Annotated in this window: 20 protein-coding genes; 11 read left to right on the top strand and 9 right to left on the bottom strand. The window is 43.5% G+C overall.

Annotated elements, in window-relative coordinates:
• Positions 1-55 precede the first annotated feature (55 nt).
• Both F6K51_RS06395 and F6K51_RS06390 read right to left on the bottom strand, forming a co-directional pair.
• The gene (locus tag F6K51_RS06395) at positions 56-364 is read right to left on the bottom strand and encodes a hypothetical protein (protein ID WP_293018983.1); all 309 of its coding nucleotides are present in this window, start codon (positions 362-364) and stop codon (positions 56-58) included.
• A 254-nt stretch (positions 365-618) separates the two neighbouring features.
• On the bottom strand, positions 619-2,226 hold the full coding sequence (locus tag F6K51_RS06390; RefSeq protein ID WP_293018982.1) for an adenylate/guanylate cyclase domain-containing protein: 1,608 nt from the start codon (positions 2,224-2,226) through the stop codon (positions 619-621).
• Positions 2,227-2,715: 489 nt separating this feature from the next.
• Between F6K51_RS06390 and F6K51_RS06385 the strand changes: the two genes are divergently transcribed.
• Positions 2,716-4,083 carry an NAD-dependent succinate-semialdehyde dehydrogenase gene (locus F6K51_RS06385; RefSeq protein ID WP_293018981.1) on the top strand — a complete coding sequence of 456 codons (1,368 nt, stop codon included), beginning with the start codon at positions 2,716-2,718 and terminating at the stop codon, positions 4,081-4,083.
• A gap of 770 nt (positions 4,084-4,853) precedes the next feature.
• A complete protein-coding gene (locus tag F6K51_RS06380) occupies positions 4,854-6,491 on the top strand; it encodes an acetolactate synthase large subunit (protein ID WP_365939916.1) in 1,638 nt (545 codons plus the stop codon).
• A 2-nt stretch (positions 6,492-6,493) separates the two neighbouring features.
• On the opposite strand, the gene F6K51_RS06375 is transcribed toward F6K51_RS06380, so the two are convergent.
• Entirely contained in the window at positions 6,494-6,844 is a 351-nt protein-coding gene (locus tag F6K51_RS06375) for a hypothetical protein (RefSeq protein WP_293018979.1), read from the bottom strand.
• A 2-nt stretch (positions 6,845-6,846) separates the two neighbouring features.
• Between F6K51_RS06375 and F6K51_RS06370 the strand changes: the two genes are divergently transcribed.
• The 5 genes from F6K51_RS06370 to F6K51_RS06350 all read left to right on the top strand — a co-directional run bounded on the left by F6K51_RS06370 (position 6,847) and on the right by F6K51_RS06350 (position 8,351).
• Positions 6,847-6,969: a hypothetical protein gene (locus F6K51_RS06370; protein WP_293018978.1), complete on the top strand. Its 123-nt coding sequence runs from the start codon at positions 6,847-6,849 to the stop codon at positions 6,967-6,969.
• Positions 6,941-7,117 carry a hypothetical protein gene (locus tag F6K51_RS06365; RefSeq protein ID WP_293018977.1) on the top strand — a complete coding sequence of 59 codons (177 nt, stop codon included), beginning with the start codon at positions 6,941-6,943 and terminating at the stop codon, positions 7,115-7,117. Before F6K51_RS06370 ends, F6K51_RS06365 begins: the two co-directional genes overlap by 29 nt.
• A gap of 386 nt (positions 7,118-7,503) precedes the next feature.
• On the top strand, positions 7,504-7,743 hold the full coding sequence (locus F6K51_RS06360; RefSeq protein ID WP_293018975.1) for a hypothetical protein: 240 nt from the start codon (positions 7,504-7,506) through the stop codon (positions 7,741-7,743).
• Positions 7,744-7,791: 48 nt separating this feature from the next.
• Positions 7,792-8,196 carry a T3SS effector HopA1 family protein gene (locus F6K51_RS06355; protein WP_293018974.1) on the top strand — a complete coding sequence of 135 codons (405 nt, stop codon included), beginning with the start codon at positions 7,792-7,794 and terminating at the stop codon, positions 8,194-8,196.
• 2 nt (positions 8,197-8,198) lie between these two features.
• Positions 8,199-8,351 carry a hypothetical protein gene (locus F6K51_RS06350; protein WP_293018973.1) on the top strand — a complete coding sequence of 51 codons (153 nt, stop codon included), beginning with the start codon at positions 8,199-8,201 and terminating at the stop codon, positions 8,349-8,351.
• A gap of 117 nt (positions 8,352-8,468) precedes the next feature.
• Here the strand turns inward: F6K51_RS06350 and F6K51_RS06345 are convergent, their stop codons facing one another.
• Entirely contained in the window at positions 8,469-8,651 is a 183-nt protein-coding gene (locus tag F6K51_RS06345) for a hypothetical protein (RefSeq protein ID WP_293018972.1), read from the bottom strand.
• 995 nt (positions 8,652-9,646) lie between these two features.
• On the opposite strand from F6K51_RS06345, the gene F6K51_RS06340 reads away from it, so the two are divergent.
• Together F6K51_RS06340 and F6K51_RS06335 are read left to right on the top strand one after the other, a co-directional pair.
• A complete protein-coding gene (locus F6K51_RS06340; RefSeq protein ID WP_293018971.1) occupies positions 9,647-10,717 on the top strand; it encodes a hypothetical protein in 1,071 nt (356 codons plus the stop codon).
• 185 nt (positions 10,718-10,902) lie between these two features.
• Positions 10,903-12,072, top strand: coding sequence for a hypothetical protein (locus F6K51_RS06335; RefSeq protein WP_293018970.1), 1,170 nt, complete (start codon positions 10,903-10,905; stop codon positions 12,070-12,072).
• Here the strand turns inward: F6K51_RS06335 and F6K51_RS06330 are convergent.
• Together F6K51_RS06330 and F6K51_RS06325 are read right to left on the bottom strand one after the other, a co-directional pair.
• Complete coding sequence (locus F6K51_RS06330; RefSeq protein WP_293018968.1) at positions 12,069-16,226, bottom strand: TIR domain-containing protein; 4,158 nt, start codon at positions 16,224-16,226, stop codon at positions 12,069-12,071. The two genes, F6K51_RS06335 and F6K51_RS06330, sit on opposite strands and share 4 nt — an antisense overlap.
• A 173-nt stretch (positions 16,227-16,399) precedes the next feature.
• Positions 16,400-17,641, bottom strand: coding sequence for a caspase family protein (locus tag F6K51_RS06325; RefSeq protein ID WP_293018966.1), 1,242 nt, complete (start codon positions 17,639-17,641; stop codon positions 16,400-16,402).
• Between the two features lie 237 nt (positions 17,642-17,878).
• On the opposite strand from F6K51_RS06325, the gene F6K51_RS06320 reads away from it, so the two are divergent.
• Positions 17,879-18,088 carry a hypothetical protein gene (locus F6K51_RS06320; protein ID WP_293018964.1) on the top strand — a complete coding sequence of 70 codons (210 nt, stop codon included), beginning with the start codon at positions 17,879-17,881 and terminating at the stop codon, positions 18,086-18,088.
• A 6-nt stretch (positions 18,089-18,094) separates the two neighbouring features.
• Here the strand turns inward: F6K51_RS06320 and F6K51_RS06315 are convergent, their stop codons facing one another.
• From F6K51_RS06315 to F6K51_RS06305, 3 genes are all read right to left on the bottom strand, one after another.
• The gene (locus tag F6K51_RS06315; RefSeq protein ID WP_293018962.1) at positions 18,095-18,718 is read right to left on the bottom strand and encodes a DnaJ domain-containing protein; all 624 of its coding nucleotides are present in this window, start codon (positions 18,716-18,718) and stop codon (positions 18,095-18,097) included.
• Positions 18,719-18,963: 245 nt separating this feature from the next.
• Positions 18,964-19,560 carry an ATP-dependent Clp protease proteolytic subunit gene (locus F6K51_RS06310; protein ID WP_070393421.1) on the bottom strand — a complete coding sequence of 199 codons (597 nt, stop codon included), beginning with the start codon at positions 19,558-19,560 and terminating at the stop codon, positions 18,964-18,966.
• 151 nt (positions 19,561-19,711) lie between these two features.
• The gene (locus F6K51_RS06305; RefSeq protein ID WP_070396724.1) at positions 19,712-20,368 is read right to left on the bottom strand and encodes an ATP-dependent Clp protease proteolytic subunit; all 657 of its coding nucleotides are present in this window, start codon (positions 20,366-20,368) and stop codon (positions 19,712-19,714) included.
• A gap of 474 nt (positions 20,369-20,842) precedes the next feature.
• On the opposite strand from F6K51_RS06305, the gene iscB reads away from it, so the two are divergent.
• Positions 20,843-22,114: an RNA-guided endonuclease IscB gene (iscB, locus tag F6K51_RS06300; protein WP_293018953.1), complete on the top strand. Its 1,272-nt coding sequence runs from the start codon at positions 20,843-20,845 to the stop codon at positions 22,112-22,114.
• Positions 22,115-22,154 lie beyond the last annotated feature (40 nt).

Here is a 22,154-nt window from a genome sequence, read left to right as displayed (position 1 = left end):
CCAATTTATGCACCAACCATGACACAACAAGTTATACACATGATATTTTAAAGGGCTATTTGGATTTTGGGTTTCCAACTTGACCAGATGGTGGTTTGGTGGTTTGGTTGAAGGTGGTTTGGTTGAAGGTGGTTTGGTTGAAGGTGGTTTGGTTGAAGGTGGTTTGGTTGAAGGTTGAAGGTGGTTTGGTTGAAGGTTGAAGGTGGTTTGGTTGAAGGTTGAAGGTTGTTTGGTTGAAGGTTGAAGGTTGAAGGTTGAACGCGCACCCGTGGCCTTTTGGCCAAGGTGGTTTGGTTGCAGGTTGAACGCGCACCCGTGGCCTTTTGGCCAAGGTTGAAGGTTGTTTGGTTGAAGGTTTAATCACCTGTAACCTCTAACCTCTAACCTCTAACCTCTAAGCTGTAACCTCTAACCTGATCACCTGTAACCTGTAACCTGTAACCTGTAACCTCTAACCTTCAACCTGTAACCTGTAACCTCTAACCTGTAACCTTCAACCTGTAACCTCTAACCTTCAACCTGTAACCTCTAACCTTCAACCTTCAACATTCAACCTTGGCCAAAAGGCCACGCTACGCGAACAACATTCAACCTTTAACTTTTATAGCTTCCCTGGAATTAAGTATCCCACCCTAGGCGGTACAGTTGGAGGGGCTGGTCTTTACCTTTAACCTTAACCGGGGACATTTTTTCCAACGGTAGAGTTTTATCCCTCAGCTTGTCGAAGGTGCTTTGGGAAATTAGAATCTCTCCCTCCTGAGCAGCACTACAGATGCGGCTAGTAACATTGGTAGTGTCACCGATAGTAGCGTATTGAATCAGCTTCTGTGAACCGATATTACCTGCTGCGACTTTGCCAGTATTGAGTCCAATGTGGATTTCAATCTCTAAATTGCGCCGCTGGAACCAATCCTGATTCAGGTGAATAACTGCCCGTTGCATTGCGATCGCAGCTTGAACGGCTCGGTCAGCATCGTCCGGTTGGCAATAGGGGGCTCCCCACACAGCCAGTAAGGCATCGCCAATATATTTTTCTAAAGTGCCTTCGTATTTAAACACAATATCCTCTACCATCACCTGGAAGTACTCATTGAGCATCTCAATCACTTGGCGTGGCTTCATCCGAGAGGACATTTGGGTAAATTTACTGATGTCGGCAAACAGAGCGGTTACTTCGGTATCTATAATTTCCAAGTGGCCTTCTTCCTTGAGCTTTTTACTCACAGCTTCTGGAAAGAAAAGCTCAAATTTACTCCGCATTACTGCTTCTTCCTGCATCTTCTGGTAAAGTTGAGCATTGTCAATTGCGATCGCAGCTTGGTTAGCCAGAGCCGTCAAAAACTCCAAGTCTTCTTGAGAGTAAATATTGGCTCTAGAGAGATTGTCCGCATACAATACCCCAATCACTTCCTCTCTCGGTTTTAGGGGTACGCACATGGAGGCATGGATTTCTTGCTGGAGCACTGACTGGGAATTACTGAATCGTTGGTCAATGGCAGCATCAGCAATTAAAACCCCATCCCCCTTCTGGTGTACGAAATTGGTGATTCGTTTGCTATAAAATCGCTCATGGGTGGGTATGCCTGTTCGGGAGTTGACAGCTTTTTCCTCTAGCATTCCCGTGTCTTGATTAACCATGAGGATGATTGCCCGGTCTACATTCATAATCTCGAACAGCAGGTCAAGAATTTTTCTCAACAAGTGATCAGGCTCATCGGGAGAGGAAAGTTGCTTACTCACCTCCAATAAGATTTTTAACTTGTCTACTGAGCGTTGACCTGTATCTTGCTCTCGCAGCTTCAGGGCTGAGCCTTTATAAGTTAAACTGTCATGGTGCAGTAATTCCTGAATTTCGACACGGGTTTGTTCTGGGGATAACCTGCTGACAATCGAAAAGTTGGAATCATTATCCTTCAAGATATTTGGGGTGATTCTGCCATCATCACTCACAAATTCAAAGATTACACTGCCCAGACGTATTAAGTCTCCGTCTTTGAGCTCACACTGGTCAATTTTGGCGTCATTAACAAACGTGTGATTTAGGCTACCTAAGTCTTTTAGGATAACCCGATCATTCGTGAGTGTGACCTGAGCATGATGACGGGAAAGACTTTTATGAATTACGGTAATACTATTATTTATTTCCCGTCCTATGGTATTGGCTCCACTGCTCAATTTATAACTTTCTTGGTTATTCGGCTCTGATTTAGCAATTAAATACGGCACAATCTAGCTCTCGTCATTAGTTTCTATATCAGAGTATAATCTAAATTATAAAACTACTAATTTAAGGTTCTAGGATCTAGGTTTAATGGCTAAGGGTATTATGATAAGCCTATGAAGCGCGCCTTTTTTAGCAAGGAGGTAATCAAATGCCCCTGTTTTAACTAATACCTAATACCTGACACCATTACCCTAAGCTGTAATCCCTAACCCCTAAGCTGTAATCCCTAACCCCTAAGCTCTAATCCCTAATCCATAGAATTGGGTTGATAACTGTTTTAAAAACTGGTGAGATAAATTTTGTGGTAGTAGGATAAAACTTGAGATTAGGTTAACACTTCCTTGACTGGTAGTTTCTAGGGCAATGGGTTGACGCTTTTTAAAAGTATATCAAACTATTAAGCCATTTTGGCAAAAATAAGTCATAGTGTAAATACTTAGTTATAATCAAAGAATTGGAAGTACTATCCCCATTGGGGGGAGGAGGAAGCCATGGGGATCGCTACAGTTAACCCAGCAACCGGGGAAACCATCAAAACCTTTGAGCCAGAGAGTCCGTCGTCCATTGCGACCAAGCTAGCAATTGCCCAAGAGGCGTTTGAGCAATACTGCCAAACATCAATGGAGCAAAGAGCAGAGTGGCTAAACGCAGCGGCGGAGATTGTAGAGCGGGATCGAGTCAAATTCGGCGAGCTGATGACCACGGAGATGGGAAAACCCCTCAAAAGTGCGATCGCAGAAGCGCAAAAATGTGCTTTGGTTTGTCGGTACTACGCTGAACACGCAGCTGAATTCCTCGCAGATGTCCCAGCCTCTACCGATGCCACCCAAAGCTTTGTGCGCTACCAACCTCTAGGAGTAATTCTAGCAGTCATGCCCTGGAATTTTCCATTTTGGCAAGTCTTCCGTTTTGCTGCTCCAGCATTGATGGCGGGAAATGTGGGGTTGCTCAAACATGCCTCTAATGTGCCTCAATGCGCCTTAGCCATTGAGCAAATCTTTGCTGAAGCAGGATTTCCGGAAGGGGTGTTTCAGACCTTACTGATTGGTGCTGACCAAGTAGAGCCAGTAATTCAGGATCCACGGGTCAAAGCTGCCACCCTAACTGGTAGTGAGCTAGCAGGAGCTGCTTTAGCGGCTGCGGCTGGGACACAAATCAAGAAAACTGTCCTGGAACTAGGGGGAAGTGACCCGTTTATTGTCCTAGAAAGTGCCGATTTAGAAGCAGCAGCTACTACGGGTGTGACTGCTAGGATGCTCAATAACGGTCAATCGTGTATTGCAGCGAAACGGTTTATTGTGGTGGACGCAGTAGCCGATGAATTTCAGCAACGTCTACTGCACAAATTCCAAGCCCTGAAAGTGGGAGATCCCATGGCGGAAGATACCGATATTGGTCCGTTGGCAACCCCTGGTATTCTTAGAGACTTAGACCAACAGGTACAAGCCTGCATTGAACAAGGGGCAAAGGTTCTTATCGGTGGCCATCCTTTAAGCGATCGCGCTGGTAACTTCTACCCCCCCACAATTCTAACTGACTTCCCACCAGGCACTCCAGCTGATAACGAAGAATTTTTTGGCCCTGTTGCCCTATTGTTTAGAGTTCCGGATATTGATGCTGCTATTAAGCTTGCCAATTCCACAGTATTTGGATTAGGAGCCAGTGCCTGGACAACCAATGAGGAGCAAATCCCCAGGCTGATTGATGAACTTGAAGCTGGAGCAGTTTTTATCAATGGCTTAGTCAAATCCGACCCCCGTTTACCCTTCGGTGGGATCAAACGTTCTGGGTATGGGCGAGAACTAAGCATTCAAGGGATACATGAGTTCGTAAACATCAAAACTGTTTGGGTGAAGTAAAAATTCTAGGTATTAGGCTAAAACCATTAGTAAGCATATGCGCTATGCGCACGCTGCTTGAGGTGCTATCAGCTATCAGCTATCAGCCTATGCGCTACTTGAGGTGCTACTTGAGGTGCTATCAGCCGTGCTTATGGGTCAAGTCCCAGCGTCGAAGCCTGTGCCACACTAGTTGAGGTACTTTTGAATAAAATAAGCTGACAGCTGACGGCTGACTGCTGAATGCTTACAACCATTAGCCTATAGCAATTCTATTTAAATCCTGAACAGTGACAGTTACTACTGACGGATTCTCCGACTCAGGAATCAGGAATCAGGACTCAGCACTATTCTTAAAATTTACCTTGTTGGTGAAGCTATCTGTGTATCCGTCTCTATCCCTGTGGTGCTGGTGAAGGGGAAAATAAAAAGTTTTTAGGTAACATTTTTAACTTTTTTATATCAACTTTTTACTGTTAACTTTTATTAAAGTTACCCAGATAGAAGCCAGAATTGCCATACAACTCAGTACTCTGCTTCTTTCATGGTTATCAAAAGCTTATCAAAAGCTACTTTAACATTGCCCCAACCCCACTTAACTTCTGATAAATTGGCATACACCGGATATCAAATGCTAAATCTTTTGTCATGAAATAATAACAAATATGGACGAAAGCTAATAGAAAAAGCTAAAAAGGAATCTCAAAATAAATCTAAAAATTATTTTTTACAATCAAAGATTATTTTGATACCAAAAACCTATATACCAGGGATGATTAGATATGGGTGACATGAATACCGCTGAACTATTGGTACATTGCTTAGAAAACGAAGGAGTCGAGTACGTTTTTGGACTACCTGGAGAAGAAAATCTCCATGTTCTAGAAGCTCTCAGACATTCTTCAATTCAATTTATTACCACTCGTCATGAACAGGGAGCAGCCTTTATGGCAGACGTTTACGGACGGCTGACAGGAAAGGCTGGAGTTTGCCTGTCTACCCTTGGTCCAGGGGCAACTAACTTAATGACTGGGGTTGCTGATGCCAATTTGGATGGAGCACCCCTAGTAGCAATCACTGGTCAGGTGGGAACGGACCGGATGCATATTGAGTCCCACCAGTACTTGGATTTGGTGGCAATGTTTGCTCCAGTGACTAAGTGGAACCGGCAAATTGTTCGCCCTGATACGACAGCAGAAATTGTCCGTAAAGCGTTTAAACTCGCTCAGACCGAAAAACCAGGAGCGGTACACATAGATTTGCCAGAAAACATTGCGGCTATGCCAGTCAATAGCCAATCCCTAGGCAAAGATGGTCGGGAAAAAACCTTTGCGTCTTTCCGTAGTTTGGGTAAGGCAGCTGTGGCAATTTCTAAGGCGAAAAATCCCCTAATCTTGGCGGGTAATGGCACAATTCGTGCTGGTGCTGCTGAAGCCTTAACCGAATTTGCCACCCGGATGAATATTCCAGTGGTCAATAGCTTCATGGGTAAAGGGTGTATTCCTTACACTCATCCCCTGGCCTTGTGGACTTTGGGATTACAACAACGGGACCACATCACCTGTGCTTTTGAGCAATCGGATTTGGTGATTGCGGTGGGATATGATTTGATTGAATATTCTCCCAAAAAGTGGAATCCAGAGGGCAAGATTCCTATTATTCATATCGGTGCCAGTCCAGCAGAAATTGATAAAAGCTACATTCCTTTAGTGGAGGTAGTAGGGGATATTTCTGACTCTCTTAAGGAAATTATGAAGCAGGGAGACCGGGAAGGTAAACCGATACCATCCGCTGCTGAACTTCGGTCGGAAATCCGAGAGGACTACGAACAGTATGCTAATGATGAAGGTTTTCCGATCAAGCCGCAAAAACTGATCTATGACCTACGCCAGGTCATGGAACCAGAAGATATTGTGATCTCTGATGTAGGAGCTCACAAGATGTGGATGGCTCGTCATTACCATTGTGATTGTCCCAATACCTGTATCATTTCTAATGGTTTCGCAGCGATGGGGATTGCTTTGCCAGGAGCACTAGCGGCTAAGCTGGTTTATCCGGATCGGAATATCGTGGCAGTCACTGGTGATGGGGGCTTTATGATGAATTGCCAGGAACTTGAAACAGCACTCAGAGTAGGGACTGCCTTTGTGACACTGATTTTCAATGATGGTGGCTATGGCTTGATTGATTGGAAGCAACAAAATCACTTTGGTGAGTCGGCTTTCGTGAATTTTGGCAATCCAGATTTTGTCAAATTTGCTGAAAGTATGGGACTAAAAGGCTATCGTGTCAATTCAGTGGATGAGTTGATTCCTATCCTAGAAGAAGCATTAGCTCAAGATGTGCCTGCAGTGATTGATTGTCCGGTGGACTATGGCGAAAACCTACGCTTTAGCCAAAAGACTGGTGATTTAACTTGCAAGATTTAACGCTATTTGGATTGGAGGTTGGAGGTTGGAGGTGGAAGGTTGTTGAAGGTTGAAGGTTGAAGGTTGAAGGTTGAAGGTTGGAGGTTGGAGGTTGGAGGTTGAAGGTTGTTGAAGGTTGAAGGTTGGAGGTTGTTGAAGGTTGAAGGTTGTTGGAGGTTGGAGGTTGAAGGTTGAAGGTTGGAGGTTGAAGGTTGGAGGTTGAAGATTGAAGGTTGTTCGCGTAGCGTGGCCTTTTGGCCAAGGTTGGAGGTTGTTGAAGGTTTAAGGTTGCAGGTTGGAGGTTCTAATCTTCCAGTTGTGAACCCTCTGTTCCCTGTTCCCTGTTCCCTGTTCCCTGTTCCCTGTTCCCTCAACAGTGAATAACTTTCAACCTACCCTACAAGGGATGCCAAGGGCTAACAACCGGTTAACCTTCAACCTATTAACCTTCAACCTGTTAACCTTGGCCTTTGGCCACGCTACGCGAACAACTTGTTAACCTTCAACCTATTAACCTTCAACCTATTAACCTTCAACCTGTTAACCTTAAACTTGTTAACCTTAAACTTGTTAACCTTAAACAAACCTTTGGGCCACAATGGCGAGACAGCAGGAATTTATATAGTTATCTTATTAAATACAACTAGGTTGGTTTCAACAACCAATCATTGCATCAATAAATTTGGCACTAGAGAGTTGATCCAGGAAGAATAGGTGAAGGATTTTACTCTGGATTGGCAAAGTCTACTTTATCCTTCGCCAAACCTCTAGGGTTTAGAAAAAAACTATTCCTAACTGGGACGAAAAACTGCTTTACTGGCTGCGGAAGGAATAACTAAACTTTGGGCGATATATATATGATTGCCCTGATGTTTAATGCCTACCCATAATCGTCATTACTGGATCGATTCTCTAAAGCAAGTTTAACCCAAATTAAACCTTTTGAAAAGGGATAGTACTCAATATGGATGAGATGGAAATTTATAATTAGCGTCCTGCTGGTTCTGCTCTGTTTTCAACTTCGGAAAGCTTTATGGATTCCATCAAAGATTTGGACTTCATGACAGATGTGTCAGAAGATCAGCTCGACAAGATTGAAGGAGGCGAAGACAACAGACACCCTCGCATTATTCCCAAAGACTTTGTCGGCGCAGGCCAGCCTTTTCTCATTAGTAATGAGGTGGATTTGGAACGAATCGCGATCGCTAAAAACGGTGGTACTGCAATCGTTAATCAAAACGTTAACATTTTCAACGTATTCATAATTCTCTGAACTCACTTGTCCTAGCCGTATTCCTGCCTAAGTCCTAAGGTTTTGATTATGGAATTACTGGATGCTTTACGAAATCAACGACTGGATTCTTCTATACCTGGATTGTTTGATGTTTTTTATGATATTCTTAACAATGTTCAGATTCAATCTAATTTCTATATTACTCATCCAAAGTACAAACCCCTGGAACTTCCAGATGGAGTGGTGCCTCTGTTTACCAAGCAGCTGCTACCAGGACTGGCTCTATCAGAAGAACCGGATTATAAATTTACAGCTAAAGAAGATTTTGGGATGAATCGCTGCCAAATTGTTGCTAATGCGTTACTAGAAGCTTGGCTACAAGGTCACGACTCCCCAGAAGGTCGGATGAATTTTATCCTCCACAACTTTTCTTTGCTTGGAATTGATCTGAAGCGTCCTTACTTGAATGCTAACTCTAAGGATATTTATTAAAGATGGTTTGTAAGCTATCAGCTTATGCGCTACGCGCACGCTACGCGAACAGCTATAGCAAAGGGAACAGGGAACAGGGAACAGGGAGTAGGGAACAGGGAACAAACATTCTCTCAATTGATTTAGGATTGCTATATAGCGCTACGCGCTACTAATGGTGCTACTTGAGGTGCTTTTGAATAAGCCATGCAGAGGTGCGACCCGTGGCGAATTTAATTACGGGTCAAACGCACCATTACGGTCTTGGGGGAAACCCCCAAGACCGCGCTGCATCAAGACAAGAGGTAAGCATTCGTTAGGTCACAGGCTAGAAGCCTGTGCCACATAGAAGCCTGAGCCTGTGCCACATAGAAGCCTGTTTTATATATGGGTTGTAAACCATTTCTGGCAGGAATTGGCAAAAGGTAAGAGGCAAAAAGCAAGAGGTAAAAGAGATTCAGAGTTTTATTGGACAATAAAAAACGACCTCCTAAATTTACATCTCATTTGTAAACCCTATAGTCACACAATTAAAACTGATAGACCACTAGTTAGAGAACTAAAAATTTTAGAAACATTTCGGATAGGAATAAGCTTAGTGGGTAAGTACTCAGTATAATCAGATCAGGGTAACATAGATCACCAACTCCAGCTTGTTACCACCTCTTGATGGTACGGGTGAAGAGTTGAACTCGTTCAATTGTTGGCTGCTACTCGTAACTCTCTTACAAAACTATCTAATCACAAGATAGGTCTTAGGGAAAATCTTAGAAATAGAAATATCCTATATTATCTGTAGTACACCCTAAACGAACGGGATGTGTCTAATCAAACAAACATAATGTGCATCTACCTTAAGTAGTAATTTTGGAGAAAAGCAGAAATGGCACGAAGAATTTGGTCATCAGGTCAAAGTTTATTAGCTGGCAGTTTCTTGAGCTTAGTGTGAATAGCTCCAATAGTGGCTCAATCCCCAGGGGGGCAAGCGGGCAGGGTAAACGCATCTAATTTTTTGATTCCTACATATAGTGTTTATTGAATTGAATGAACACTATCTCTATAAAATCCATTGTCAATAAGCAAAATAGCGATGCAGCGCGGTCTTGGGGGTTTCCCCGGAGACAAAACCTTAGATAGTGGAGCCTTTATAGTTAGCAGGTTATGCAGAAAAGGGTTAAATATTTTTTAATAAGGCGACCCTATCTTACGGTAAATTCAAACCATGAGCGACTGCATCAAGACAAGACCGGGTTTATTGATAACTACCCCCAGTTTATTGACAATATGCGCTTACCCTGAGCAAGCGGGGGGTTGACGGTTGACACTTTCAGTCTACCTGCTTCCCTCGTCCTCATCCAAAACTGACGTTAATAAATGATGATTTTTGCTAATTAAACCATATTCTATTGACTATTATCAATAGGAAATTACTTGCTGCTTTTTTGCAAAATATATAGAGAGATGATACCTGATGAAACATAAGTTCTTTTTTAATCAAGGATTTGTTGCTAGTAGTTTTATTGGACTGTTTTTTTCAGTTTCCGTACAAGCTCAACAATGCGAATGCCCTGTACAAGCTCAAAAATGCATTGAACCTGGGTCAGCAACAAATAATCTCAACCAGGCAAGGATATGTGATTATTCCGGTCGAGTAAGTGCCTATCAAGGTAAAAAAAAGCTTGACAATATTCTCAGAAAAGTTTTACAGCCTCCGGCTCGATTGACTGTGGATCAAACTTCAAGATCAAATGCAGACCTGCTGTTTAATGAGGGAACTTTTGTGCGATTTTTACCTGGTGCTAAATTTGAGTTTGAAAAGGGACTTACTCGTCTTAAACTTAAAGAAAGACCAGACATAGAAGATATTGGTTTGGAGCGCTTTAATCTTGCTTTAACTCCTACAAAAATAGATTTTATATCTCAAAAACATCATCTCCAAAAAGTGAATTCCATTGCAGTCAAACGTTTAGCTCAAGAGCAATCTGATTTAATTACAGAAGCGACAATCTTTAAGCTAAATCAAGGAACTCTTCTAACGATGAATCCACCAAATAGCGTTCTGACTGAAATTAGAACGCCAGGAAACTCTTTGGTGGAGTTGGGAGCAAAGCTTTCAGAACCATCTCAAGACCAAAATCTGCTTTTAGGACCAACGCGCAGTAGTGCTGTAATTGTGCGACACGACTCTGCCAACAACACAACACAGGTTTTCTCCCTTACTAATAGTGGGATTAGGGTATCTGGTCAGGATGGAGATACGGTAGTTCTTCAAGGTGGTGAAACTGTGTCAGTAACTAATGGAATTGTTGGAGAGGTACAATCATTCGACCTTTTGAGATTTTACCAGACTACTACACTAGCCTATGGTTTGGGACCGGGACAGAAGGAGGCTATAGCAGTAGAACCGGTTGAAGTTCAGAAGACAATTAGGGCAGTCCGAGTTGAAACACTGGCAGCACTAGAGGATCAAAGGACGGAACTAGATGGAGGTTCTCCTATAGAACTAGAACCGCTACCGCCTACAGGAGAAGACTTTGAATAGTTTGAGTTTTGATTAGGGTGATTCATAGTTAACAACCTCTTCAATAGTTCAACTTTCTATAATTCCAGATTAAAAAACATCTTCAATTTTACAGTAAATCAGTTAAACCCAGATAAAATAACTCTTTTTTAGAGACAGTTTATAGCATTGATATGAACTATAAATCATGTATTGAATTGAAAATTATGCGAGTACTTTACTTTGTCTTTTGTTCTCTAGCTGTTTGGGTTATTTATAACTTAACCCAGAGTGCAAAAGCAAATTCCAAAGCAGAGTTACTAGAACAACCTACGCTGGAAAATATTGAAGATATAGGAATTTATGTAGAAAATCTACCAGAATCAGTTTCGGTGATTATACCTCTGAAAGTAATTAGCAGTTCTCTTTATCCAACCTGGAGTTCTGGGAATCAAGACTCTACTGCTATAGAACCTGCTCTACAAAGTTCAGAGACTCTTTTTGTCCAAAATTCCCCAGCCACTACTAATCAATCTCTCGAATCCGACGACGAAGAAACAGAGCAGTTAGATAATGTTTGTGATGGACTCGGTGACATTCGGATTCTCCCTCGTTCAGGTCCGTTGCGTCAACCTCTCGAATCTGACAACGAGGAAGTAGAGCAGTTAGATAATGTCTGTGACGGACTCGGTGACATTCAGGTTATCCTTCGTCCACGTCCGTCCCGTCAACCAGATATCCAGTTGATTTTGGAATCTTCAGTTTCTACTAATACTGAATTTGGCTTTGACACAGCGTTATTATTTGTCAACAGTGTTCGACTTCTAGCAACACCGAAGCTAAGTCCAAAAACCCGTCTAATTGCTTCTGCCAAGGCTGGAAGAGTATTGGTAGTGAGGTCTTTCTTACCTGATTACAATTTCCTCAATCTTAACTTAGCAGTACGACAGCAAGTAGCACGAGGTACTTATGTTCAGCTAGGATATGTACACCAGCGATTAAAACGTTTTTCATTACTAGTTGAAAATTCAGCTCAACTCCTTGTAGATCGAGACGACCAATTAGCAACTAATTTGCGCTTGAATTCGTTCTACGAACTGAGAGTAGGGTCACGAGGAGATAATAATCTCTTTCAAAACACTTTGGGAGCACGCCTACGTCATGATGTTACACCTAAGCTAGAAACAGCTTTGGACTCTCGGATTCTTGTAATTAACCAGAATTTTTCCGGCAGGTCCGAAGTGAATGTACGACCTCAAGTTAGTGCGCTGGCAATCTACCGACCCAATAAAAATATTGCTGTGACGGCTTCAGTACGCTACTTAATTAATATTGATGATAATTCGGTTGAAAATAATTTAGTGACAGGGTTGAAGGTTCGGTTAAATCTGTTCTAGAGATTATCGCAAATTTGACGATCGCTCTTTTTGACCTTAGGATTTGTTTTTAGATAGTCCTGTAGGCGATCGCATCCTTCCTGCAAAAGATGCTCTGGATCTAAGTTCCATAGAATCACCGTTTGATTCTTGTCGCTGCTTAGCAAAGCCTTGCTGTCTGGACTGAATTGAACACTTTTGAAAAAACTTTGATGGCTTGGCAAGGTTTTGATTAGAAAACCATCTTTCACACTCCAGAGTTTAAGTGTCTTGTCGGTGCTACTAGAAGCTAGGGTTTTGCCATCCCTGCTGAAGTTTACATCGGTCACTCCACCTCTGTGTCCATTGAATGTTTCAATTTCTACTCCCTTGTTCACATCCCAGAGTTTGATGGTGCGATCCCAACTAGCAGAGGCAAGCATTTTGCTATCAGGACTAAAACTGACAGCGGCAATTTCCTGCTGGTGTTTTTTAAAAGTTTTCAGTGGCTTACTATCTCGACTCTTCTTAATATCATCTAAACGCCAAATATCGATGTTTGAGTCGTCACTCCCAGAGGCTAACAGCTTGCCATTGGGACTGAAACTGACACTCGTGAAATCGAAACTATCTTTCCCCTTTCTTGTCAGGGTGTTAAGTAATTTTCCATTCTCAACATTCCAGAGCTTAATCGTTTGGTCACCACTGGCGGATGCTAAGATTCTACCATTGGGACTGAAACTGACACTCGTGACGTAATCATTATGCCCATTAAGGGTTTCGAGTAACTTATGTTTAGCTACATCCCAAAGTTTAATTGTGTTGTCGTCACTTGCTGAGGCTAATCTCTGACCATTAGGGCTAAAGCTGATGCTTTTAATACACTCCCCATGAGGTTCGGAATCTAGGATTCCCGCTCTAGAGGTAATTTCCTTAGAATCCGAAAGGTAGATCTTTCCATCACAGGCAGGGATAGCAATAATTTTGCCATTGGGACTGAAACGGGCACCATCAATACCCCTATTGTATCTAATAATGTGGTGATTAGCTTCAATACTCCAAAACTTGATCGTATTGTCAAGGCTACCCGATGCTATGAGTTTACCATCAGGACTAAACTTTACAGTGCTAACATCATTGCTGTGGCCATCTAGGACTGCCACTGGTTTATGCTCGATATCCGACACCCCACCCTCTATATCCCACAAAAGTACCTTTTTATCACTCCCAGATGCAAGCATTTTACCGTCAGGACTAAAACTGACAGTCTTCACTAGGTGGTTATGCTTAAGTGAGGTGAGGAACTTACCTTGAGTCACATTCCAAAGTCTCACTGTTTTATCGAGACTGGTTGAGGCAAGCATTTGACCGTCAGGACTAAAGCTGACACTTGTGACATAATCTTCATGGCCTTCGAGAGATTTCAGTAATGAGCATTCTTTCACGTTCCAGAGTTTGATGGTTTTATCATTACTGCTAGTAGCCAATATCTTACCATCTGGACTGAAACTAACATAATTGACCCAATCATCATGGGCTTTTTTGCACAAGTCTGAAACTTTTAACTCTGAACAGCAAACAGGAGAAGAAGAGAACTGTTCTTCGTTTTCTGTCCCCTGTTGCTTACCTCTTGTAAAATGCCAGAGCTTGACTGTGCCATCACGGCTAGCTGAGGCAAACATCTGACCATTGGGACTGAAACTAACATGATTGACATGACTATCATGAGCCTCAACAGTTTCGAGCAATTTGCCATCCGAATCCCAGAGTTTTACAGTCTTATCAGCACTGGCAGAAGCGAGAAGTTTACCGTCAGGACTAAACGTAATACCTCTAACCCGTCTCTTGTGTCCTCGGAGAGTGTTAAGCTTGCTTCCATCTTGGTTCCAAAGCACAATTGTATGGTCATCACTAGCTGAAGCCAAAATTTTGCCGTCTGGAGAAAAACTAATACTATTGACACTCTCCAGATGTCCTTCCAATCGGTTAAGTTCTTGGGTTTCATAAACAGCTTGTTGTAGAGTTGCTACAGCCTGAACGTGGATACGATTCGGCATCCACCATTTCAATTGTTTGACTGCCTTTACACCTACCATCAGTGCCTCAAGCTGGTCATTTCGAGAAAGTTGAGATTCGGACAAAAGAGCCAGAGTAGTAACCTGGCGCTGAGAAGCTACTTTTAGCGCTATCATAAGCCCCAGAGTTACTGTAACGACTCCCCCTATGCCATAGATTAAAGTTCTGTTTCTACTCTGAACTGCCTTGCGTACCTTCTTTTCTTCCTCTAGCCTTTCTTGAATCAGTTTTAACTCTCGTTGTCTCCTTGCTTCTTCCCGCTCTTTAGCTTCCTGAATAGCCCGATCACTCACTTCTACCAGTTCAAGTAGCATCTCATCATAGCCCAGCTCATCAGCATCAGGACTACTCAACCAGCGCCCCGCCTCAGCTAGCTCAACCTCGTCGAGTAAACCACCCTTACCTTGAAGCCGTTCCCATTCCTTAGCTCTGTACACTAGCCTTCTACGGATTTGTTCTGCCTCCCAACGTTGATTAATCCATATATCTAGAGCTGGCCAACCACTGATTAAGGCTTCATGGGCAATATCTACATAGATATCGGAGTTTGTCTGGGAATTAGCTACTTTGTAACTACCACTGAGCGCTAGCGGCTGATTCTCTGCTAGATATTCCATTGCCTCTTTCATCATTGGCTCTGTAAAGCTAGACCGGACTTGAGGGCTACTCAGTGTTAACAGGCGACAATCTGTCAGATGGTTCAATGTTTCTTTAAACAGTCTTGGGTCATCACTAAAAGAACGTAACTGTTCAACTGACTGCTGGCGGCGAGTATGGACACTTCCTTCACCAAACTGAATCAAGCGTAGGAAGATACGACGAGCTATCTGCTGTTGTTTTTCGGGCAGTTTGAAAACAGTAGAATCAGCATGATTAGCGATTACAGCCTGCAATCCTTTACGGTTGCTACCATCTATATTTTCATAGCTTGTGCTGTTCAGTACTAGGGTGTCATAGGCTCTCAGGGGCAGATATCGTCGTTCGATGTTCTCCCATAACTGCACCATTACTTCTTGCACTAGGGGCAAAACTCCTGGTTCCTCAGCAGCATCTGCCACCAAACGCTCTACTAGCACTGACTCTATAAAAACTTTGACTTTTTCGGCTGGTTTGGTAATGGCTTCACGCAATCCCTCAGCATTGAGAGGAACAATCTCCAGCCGAGATATTTGAATCTGGTCCCATAGCATAGACTCCATTAGTTCAGGATAAAAGTCTGCTCTGACGGTCAAAATTACATAGCAGTCAGGAATTTCCAGTAGACCCAGTAAAACATCTTGAAAAGGTACTGCTTCTTGCTCAGCTTGCGTAAATACTTCCTCAAACTGGTCTACCACTAAAAGTAATCGTCGAGCATTGTCTTCAGTCGCTAAACCTGTAGTAACTGCTAAGGTTGGATCAGCTAGGTCACTTCCTAATGCTGTTTTTAAAGCCGCCAAAGGTTCCTCACCAGGACGGATTTTGCGAATTAACCACTTTCCATCCCCAAAAAGTCCACTTCGCTCTAAAGCCGGAATTAGACCTGCAAATACCAAGGAAGATTTTCCACTACCTGACGGACCAATTACACTCACAAAATTATGATGACGCAAGCGGTCTACGAGTATCTTTACGTCATCATCACGCCCAAAAAAGCGATCGCTGTTTTCCTCACTAAAGGGTCTCATGCCAAGATAAGGGCATTCTGGTTTAGATGGAGCGTCAGGCACTGAACGTTGTAGATCCTGACACAAGCGTTCAATTGCCTTTTCCGATTCATCTTCATCGGTTGCCTTCAGTGGTACGAGAGCACTGAGGCTAGGGGGCAATTCCAGAGTTTCATCCCTGATCATAGGGATAACTGGCCAAATCCCTTTGTCTAAGCCATAGGATTGACCTAGCAAACGAATAAATTCGGTGACATCATTGGCCAGATAGGCATCAGAGAGTACCAGTAACGTGAGATCGCTTTGCTCAATAGCACGCTCAAATTCTGCTATCCGAGGCGCACCAGGAGTAAAGGCAGTTTCTACCAGATAGCGGACATTAGCCTGTTGCAAGGCATCTAGTAAATAGCCTTCTACCCAAGCTCGATCAGCATCTGCATAGGAGATAAAGAGGTCGTATTCTGTAGCCTGCATCCTAATCCTTACCTATAGGAAATTCTGGTTTGATGCAGATACAAGCCTGAAGTATTAAACCTATAATAAACACTGAAATCTCTAAAGAGATCTCTAGATTAAATGACAACTATATTGTAGTGGCTATTTCAGGCTTTGACAGTATCCTTGAGGGTACTTTTTAGGTTTTTCCATCAACCATTTCTCCTCGATGGGGGCTGCCACAGTTGGTAAAGCAAGCGTTTTATGTTAGTCTCAAACTCATCGTGATCAGTCATGTCCAACAAGGGGAGCATGCGCAGTCCCAGTCGTGGCGTGCATTCGACCCGTAGAATCGGTATTAAATGATACTGACTTTCTTCTAGTCCGAAATGTTGACTCGCCACGTTCTCAAACTGACCATAACTACTCTGTAAGTAAGCTGGGGAAAGTACCACAAGAGTATAGCGACTTCGCTCAATAGCACCTTCGATGCTGGTAATTATAGGTACGCCCAAGGGAAAGCTAATATCAAGATAAACCTTTAGCCCCTGTGACTCCAAGTAAGGCAGCAACGCCTTGCGCACCCAAGGCTTATCCTCTCCCTTGGCTTGATAGCTGATAAAGACATCGTACTCGTAATCATCACTAGGCAAAGTTAGAGGCATTGGCGTTTCCGCCTTTCCTCCTCGGTAACGGGCGATGGGAAAGTTGTCCTCAATCTCAGCTTTGAGAATGGGATGCTGATTGGCCTGATCACTGGTAACTCTGGGCTGTAAGTAATTAAAAAGGTCAAGGATACGGATAACTCCCCCTGAACCGATCGCACCCCCTTTCAACCCAGCCAGCAAGTGTTGGGTAAACAGACTATTTTCAGCATCCCGTAAAACATAGGATTGTTCACTGCTGCGAGAAGAAGCGAGGATAACCCGACCTCGTCCCTGGGTGAGGGAGTCATAATACTTTTCTGGTAAGCCCTGTTTAAGGGTAGACCCATCCACATCTTTGGGTTGACCAATGCCGCCAGCATGACAGCAGTCAAAAACAACGACTAATTTCCGAGCTGGAATCGCCCGTAGAGCCTCGGTAAACTGATCGCCAGAAATGGCAGTTTGAGCTAATAATGATCCGCCGGATGTCAGGTTTGTGTCTACTGGTAACAGGTACTCTCCTTGGTAAGCACCTTCTTTAATCTGTCCCCCATGACTGGAAATATAAATCAAAACGGTAGAGTCTTTGTTACTCTGTTGGGCTAGATTTGCTAATGCCTCACTGAGTGCTGCCTTAGTTGCTTTAGTATCTAGCAGTAATTGCACCCTCTCAGGTGAATAGCCACAGTATTCCGGGTCAATCAGCAGGTTGTAAATGTTCTGAGCATCTTGGAGGATAGTGTTTGGGAGTTGGTTGATGTTTTGATAGTTGGCGATGCCAACAACTAATGCATGAGCGTTATCCATTGCAGGTACGATCGAACAATTTTGATAGGGACAGGTAATGAGTTGGAAGTGTTGAACGTTTCAAAGTTTTAAAGGTTTAACGCTTATGTTCCAAACCCTTTGTTAATTCCCTGGTAATTTCCCGTGAATCCGGAATGGCGTTGCTGAATTTCGTAGGTAAGCATATGCGCTACGCGCACGCTACGCGAACAGCGGTCAGCGGTCAGCGGTCAGCTTAAAATAAACCTCGTTCGTGTAGTGTGCGCACCTCAAGTAGCGTGCGTGTATTTAGCGCAGTTGCGATCGCAACACCAGTACCAGAGCGTAGCCAAACCACTACATCTTGACCAATACCAACCCTATATAGCGTTTCTCATACAGAATTTTTTACCTCTTCCCTCTTCCCTACTCCCTGCTCCCTGCTCCCTGCTCCCTAAAACCCAGGAGGAAAGTACCTCACCCAAATAAGAATTGCTATATCATCTGTTCGATCACAAGAAAATCCTGTTCTATCTGAGCACACAGAGACTTATTGTAGGGGTCAGTCTTGAGGGCTTTTCTGAGATAATTTCTAGCTTTATCGAGCTTGTGCTGTTTAAGCAAGTGTCTTGCCCAACTTTGATAAGCGATCGCTTGCCACTGACGCACTTCTGGGTCTTGGGGCATTCTTTGGGCCAAGGCTTCGACTAATGCGATCGCTCTCATCAACCGTCGCTCTCGAAGCAATTGCTGGAGTTGATGATAGGAATCCCACTTCAGCTGTTGTTCAACTGCTGATAGGGGTTGATTGAATTCAACGGATGGTGGCTTAGGCGTGACCCAAGTTGAGGTTGCCGGATGTGAGTCCTCAGGCTGATTACTCTGATTACCAAAGCTAGTGGCGGAGGTTAATACTGGTTCACGGTCAGACTCTTTGATAACACTGAGGAGAAGCTTATAAGCCTCCGTAAACCGAATAAACTTTTCTTGGGCAAGCTTGTCTCCAGGGTTAATATCAGGATGATACCGACGTGCCAGACGCCGATAAGACTCCTTTACTTCAACCTGCTTCGCTCCTGGACCGACACCCAATAAGCGATAGCAATCAGCCAGATTCATCAATGGGATAAGCAATCAATAAGCGTTTAGACAGACTTACCTGTTTCTCTGTTTCCTATATATAGAGTACCCTGCTGAATAATGTCACTACTTTTCCCTTTATAATACTTGATCACCAGATCATCAAACAGCGATTACGCACCAAGACGGTTACAACGGGGTTTCTGGTTATAAATCAAAGTGTAATTACCGTTAATAACCGGCTTGGCGGCTTAAGTACTGATCAAATTTACCAGACCAACACTCTAGGGTGCTCTCTGGTCAATAACTTGGTCAATCAAGCCATACTCCTTGGCTTCATCGGCTGACATGAAAAAGTCCCGATCCATGTCTTTTTCGATTTTCTCTAGGGCTTGACCAGTATTTTGGGCGTAGATTTCATTGAGTTGATGGCGGATCCGCAAAATTTCCCTAGCTTCAATCTCAATATCCGTAGCTTGTCCACGGGTTCCCCCAGAGGGTTGGTGAATCATAATCCTGGAGTGAGGCAAGGCGATCCGTTTTCCTTTTTTACCTGCAGCTAGCAGGAAAGACCCCATGGAAGCAGCTAGACCAACACAAACGGTTACTACATCGGATTTGATATGCTGCATGGTGTCATAAATAGCCATGCCTGCGGTGACTGAACCACCAGGAGAGTTTATGTAGAGTATGATATCTTTGCTATTATCTTCAGAGTCGAGATATAGCATGACGGCAATGATTTGGTTGGTAATTTCGTCATCAACCTCTTTGCCTAGAAAAATAATCCGTTCCCGGTAGAGACGGTTGTAGATGTCAATCCATTCAGTATACTGACTTCCTGGCATCTGGTAGGGAACTTTGGGCACACCAATTGGCATAATTTGCTCCGAGTTAGTACTAGATTGTGGGAAGGTGATAGCACCTCAAGTAGCTTGCGTGGCACAGGCTTCTAGCCTGTGGGTAGCGCATAAGCTGATTGCTGATTGCTGATTGCTGATTGCTGATTGCTGATTGCTGATAACTTACAACTTAAGTAATACCAGCAGGAATCGGAGTATCAAGCTCTTGAGGTTCTAGCACCCTGTCGATCAGACCATACTCTTGGGCTTGGTGAGGTGTCATGTAAAGGAACCGATCCATATCCTTGGCAATTTTTTCTTGGTCTTGACCGGTATTGCGAGACAAGATATTGAGCATCGTCTTCTTATTGGTCAGAACTTCTTGAGCACGAATTTGGATATCCGTGGCTTGACCCTGGGCATAACTCCTGGGCTGATGTAGGACAATAGTGGCATTGGGTAAACTTGCCCGACAGCCTTTGGTTCCTGCGGAGAGGAGCATCGCTGCCATCCCAAGGGCTGAACCAATACAAATAGTGTGGATAGGGGGCTTGATGTAATTTATGGTGTCACAGATGGCAAAGGCTTCGGTTTCAAAACCCACGGGTTGGCCATCGTAACGGGATGTGCCGGTGGAATTGATGTAAATTTTAATGGGCTTGTCTGGGTCGTCGTACTGTAAATACAACAGTTCGGCAATAATTAATTCTGTTACCGCACTCACCAAGGGCATACCCAAATATACAATCCGCTCACTTAACAACAGCGAGGGTAAGTCTGGTGGCGGTGTCCGCTGGGCAGGTCTACCATAGTAGGTGGATTGAACAGCCTGGATGGGTCGTTTCATGATATTTGGGGCTGCAATAATGGCACTATCTTTAACCAGTGTAGCTTGCCATACTTTCTTCGTGATTTTCTTCGTGTCGGTTAGCCCCCTGAAGGTTAAAAGTGTAACATAGGGGAAAACTGCCTACACCCATAATCAATTACCCTTGCTGCCTGAGGAGCTATCTAAAGTCAATAACTCACCGCTAAGTCTTTCGGCGTAGCCGAACGCGCCCCGCGTGGCCTACGGCCTCCGCTGCGCGAAAAGACTATAGCGGGAGCTTGTGAAAAGCTCATAGTTGACCAGTCTAAGTTCTATAAGAACTCCGTTATTTCCAAGAGTTAAAGTCCTACCTGGGGATGCGTAGCTAGTCCCCAGCTCTAGAACCCGGTCGTTAAACAGACCTAGTTGAGTTAAGTCAGTGCGATCAGGAAAGTACCGAGAAATAACTTTGACGAAGCTAACTTTACCCTAGCAATAGGAGGAAACACAATTATGCGTGTATTTGTACTAAATAAAAATCGACAACCTTTAGACCCCTGCAAACCGGCGAGAGCTAGAATTATACTTTCGACAGGCAAAGCTAAGGTCTATCGTCGTTACCCATTTACTATAATTTTAACGGAGGAAATAGAAGAGCCAATAACTCATACTCATCAGCTCAAAATAGACCCTGGTGCAAAAACAAGTGGTTTGGCCATTGTTCAAAATAGCAGAGTGGTTTGGGGAGGTGAACTTACCCATAGAGGCTTTCAAATTAGAGACGCTTTGACTTCTCGTAGACAGTTAAGGCGCGCCCGTCGCAATCGTAAAACTCGGTATCGCAAGCCCAGGTTTCTTAACCGACCATGGTCAGAAGGCTGGTTAGCTCCTAGTCTGATGTCTAGAGTTTACAACATTTTAACTTGGGTCAAAAAACTAACTCGTTTATGTCCCATTACAGGGTTCTCTCAAGAGTTGGTTAGATTTGATACTCAGAAACTGCAAAATCCTGAAATATCTGGGATCGAGTATCAGCAAGGTACGCTTTACGGTTACGAGCTTCGAGAGTATCTACTTGAAAAATGGAATCGTAAATGTGCTTACTGTGGGACAACAGATACTCAGTTAGAGATTGAGCATATCAAGCCATTATCTAAAGGCGGTTCTGATAGAGTTTATAATTTAGCTATCGCGTGTCATTCATGTAATCAAGCTAAGTCTAATCAGGAGGTTGAGCATTTCTTGTCTGGAAAGCCTGATGTCTTGAGGCGGGTTAAAGCTCAAGCAAAACGACCTTTAGCTGATGCGGCATCTGTTAATGCGACTCGCTGGAAGTTGTACCATGAACTAAAATCTATTGGGTTGCCTGTCGAAGTTGGTAGCGGCGGATTGACTAAGTTTAACCGATGTCGCCAAAACCTCCCTAAGACTCATTGGTTAGATGCTGCAAACGTCGGAAAAATTGAAACATTGGTTATCGAAGTAACCCATCCTTTGATAATTACCGCCAAAGGTCACGGCACTCGTCAACTTTGTCGAACCAACAAGTACGGATTCCCCATTCGTTACTGCTCAAGAACCAAAGTGCATAAAGGGTTCCAAACAGGGGACATTGTTCGTGCTGTGGTAACTAAAGGTAAAAAAATAGGTACTTACGTGGGGAGAGTCGCAACTCGAAAATCGGGTTCTTTCAATATCTCCACTAAATCAGGATTAGTACAGGGAATTAGCCACAAATATTGTCAGTTTATTCACAGAAAGGATGGTTATGCTTATACGATTTAAACCCTGTCCTCCCTTTCCTCTCACCGCTAAATCAAAGATT

This window comes from Moorena sp. SIO3I8, from assembly GCF_010692325.1.
In the GTDB taxonomy this organism is placed as follows: Bacteria; Cyanobacteriota; Cyanobacteriia; order Cyanobacteriales; family Coleofasciculaceae; genus Moorena.
The sequence above is the reverse complement of the archived record's forward strand: the minus strand, read 5'-3'. Positions and strand labels throughout refer to the sequence as shown.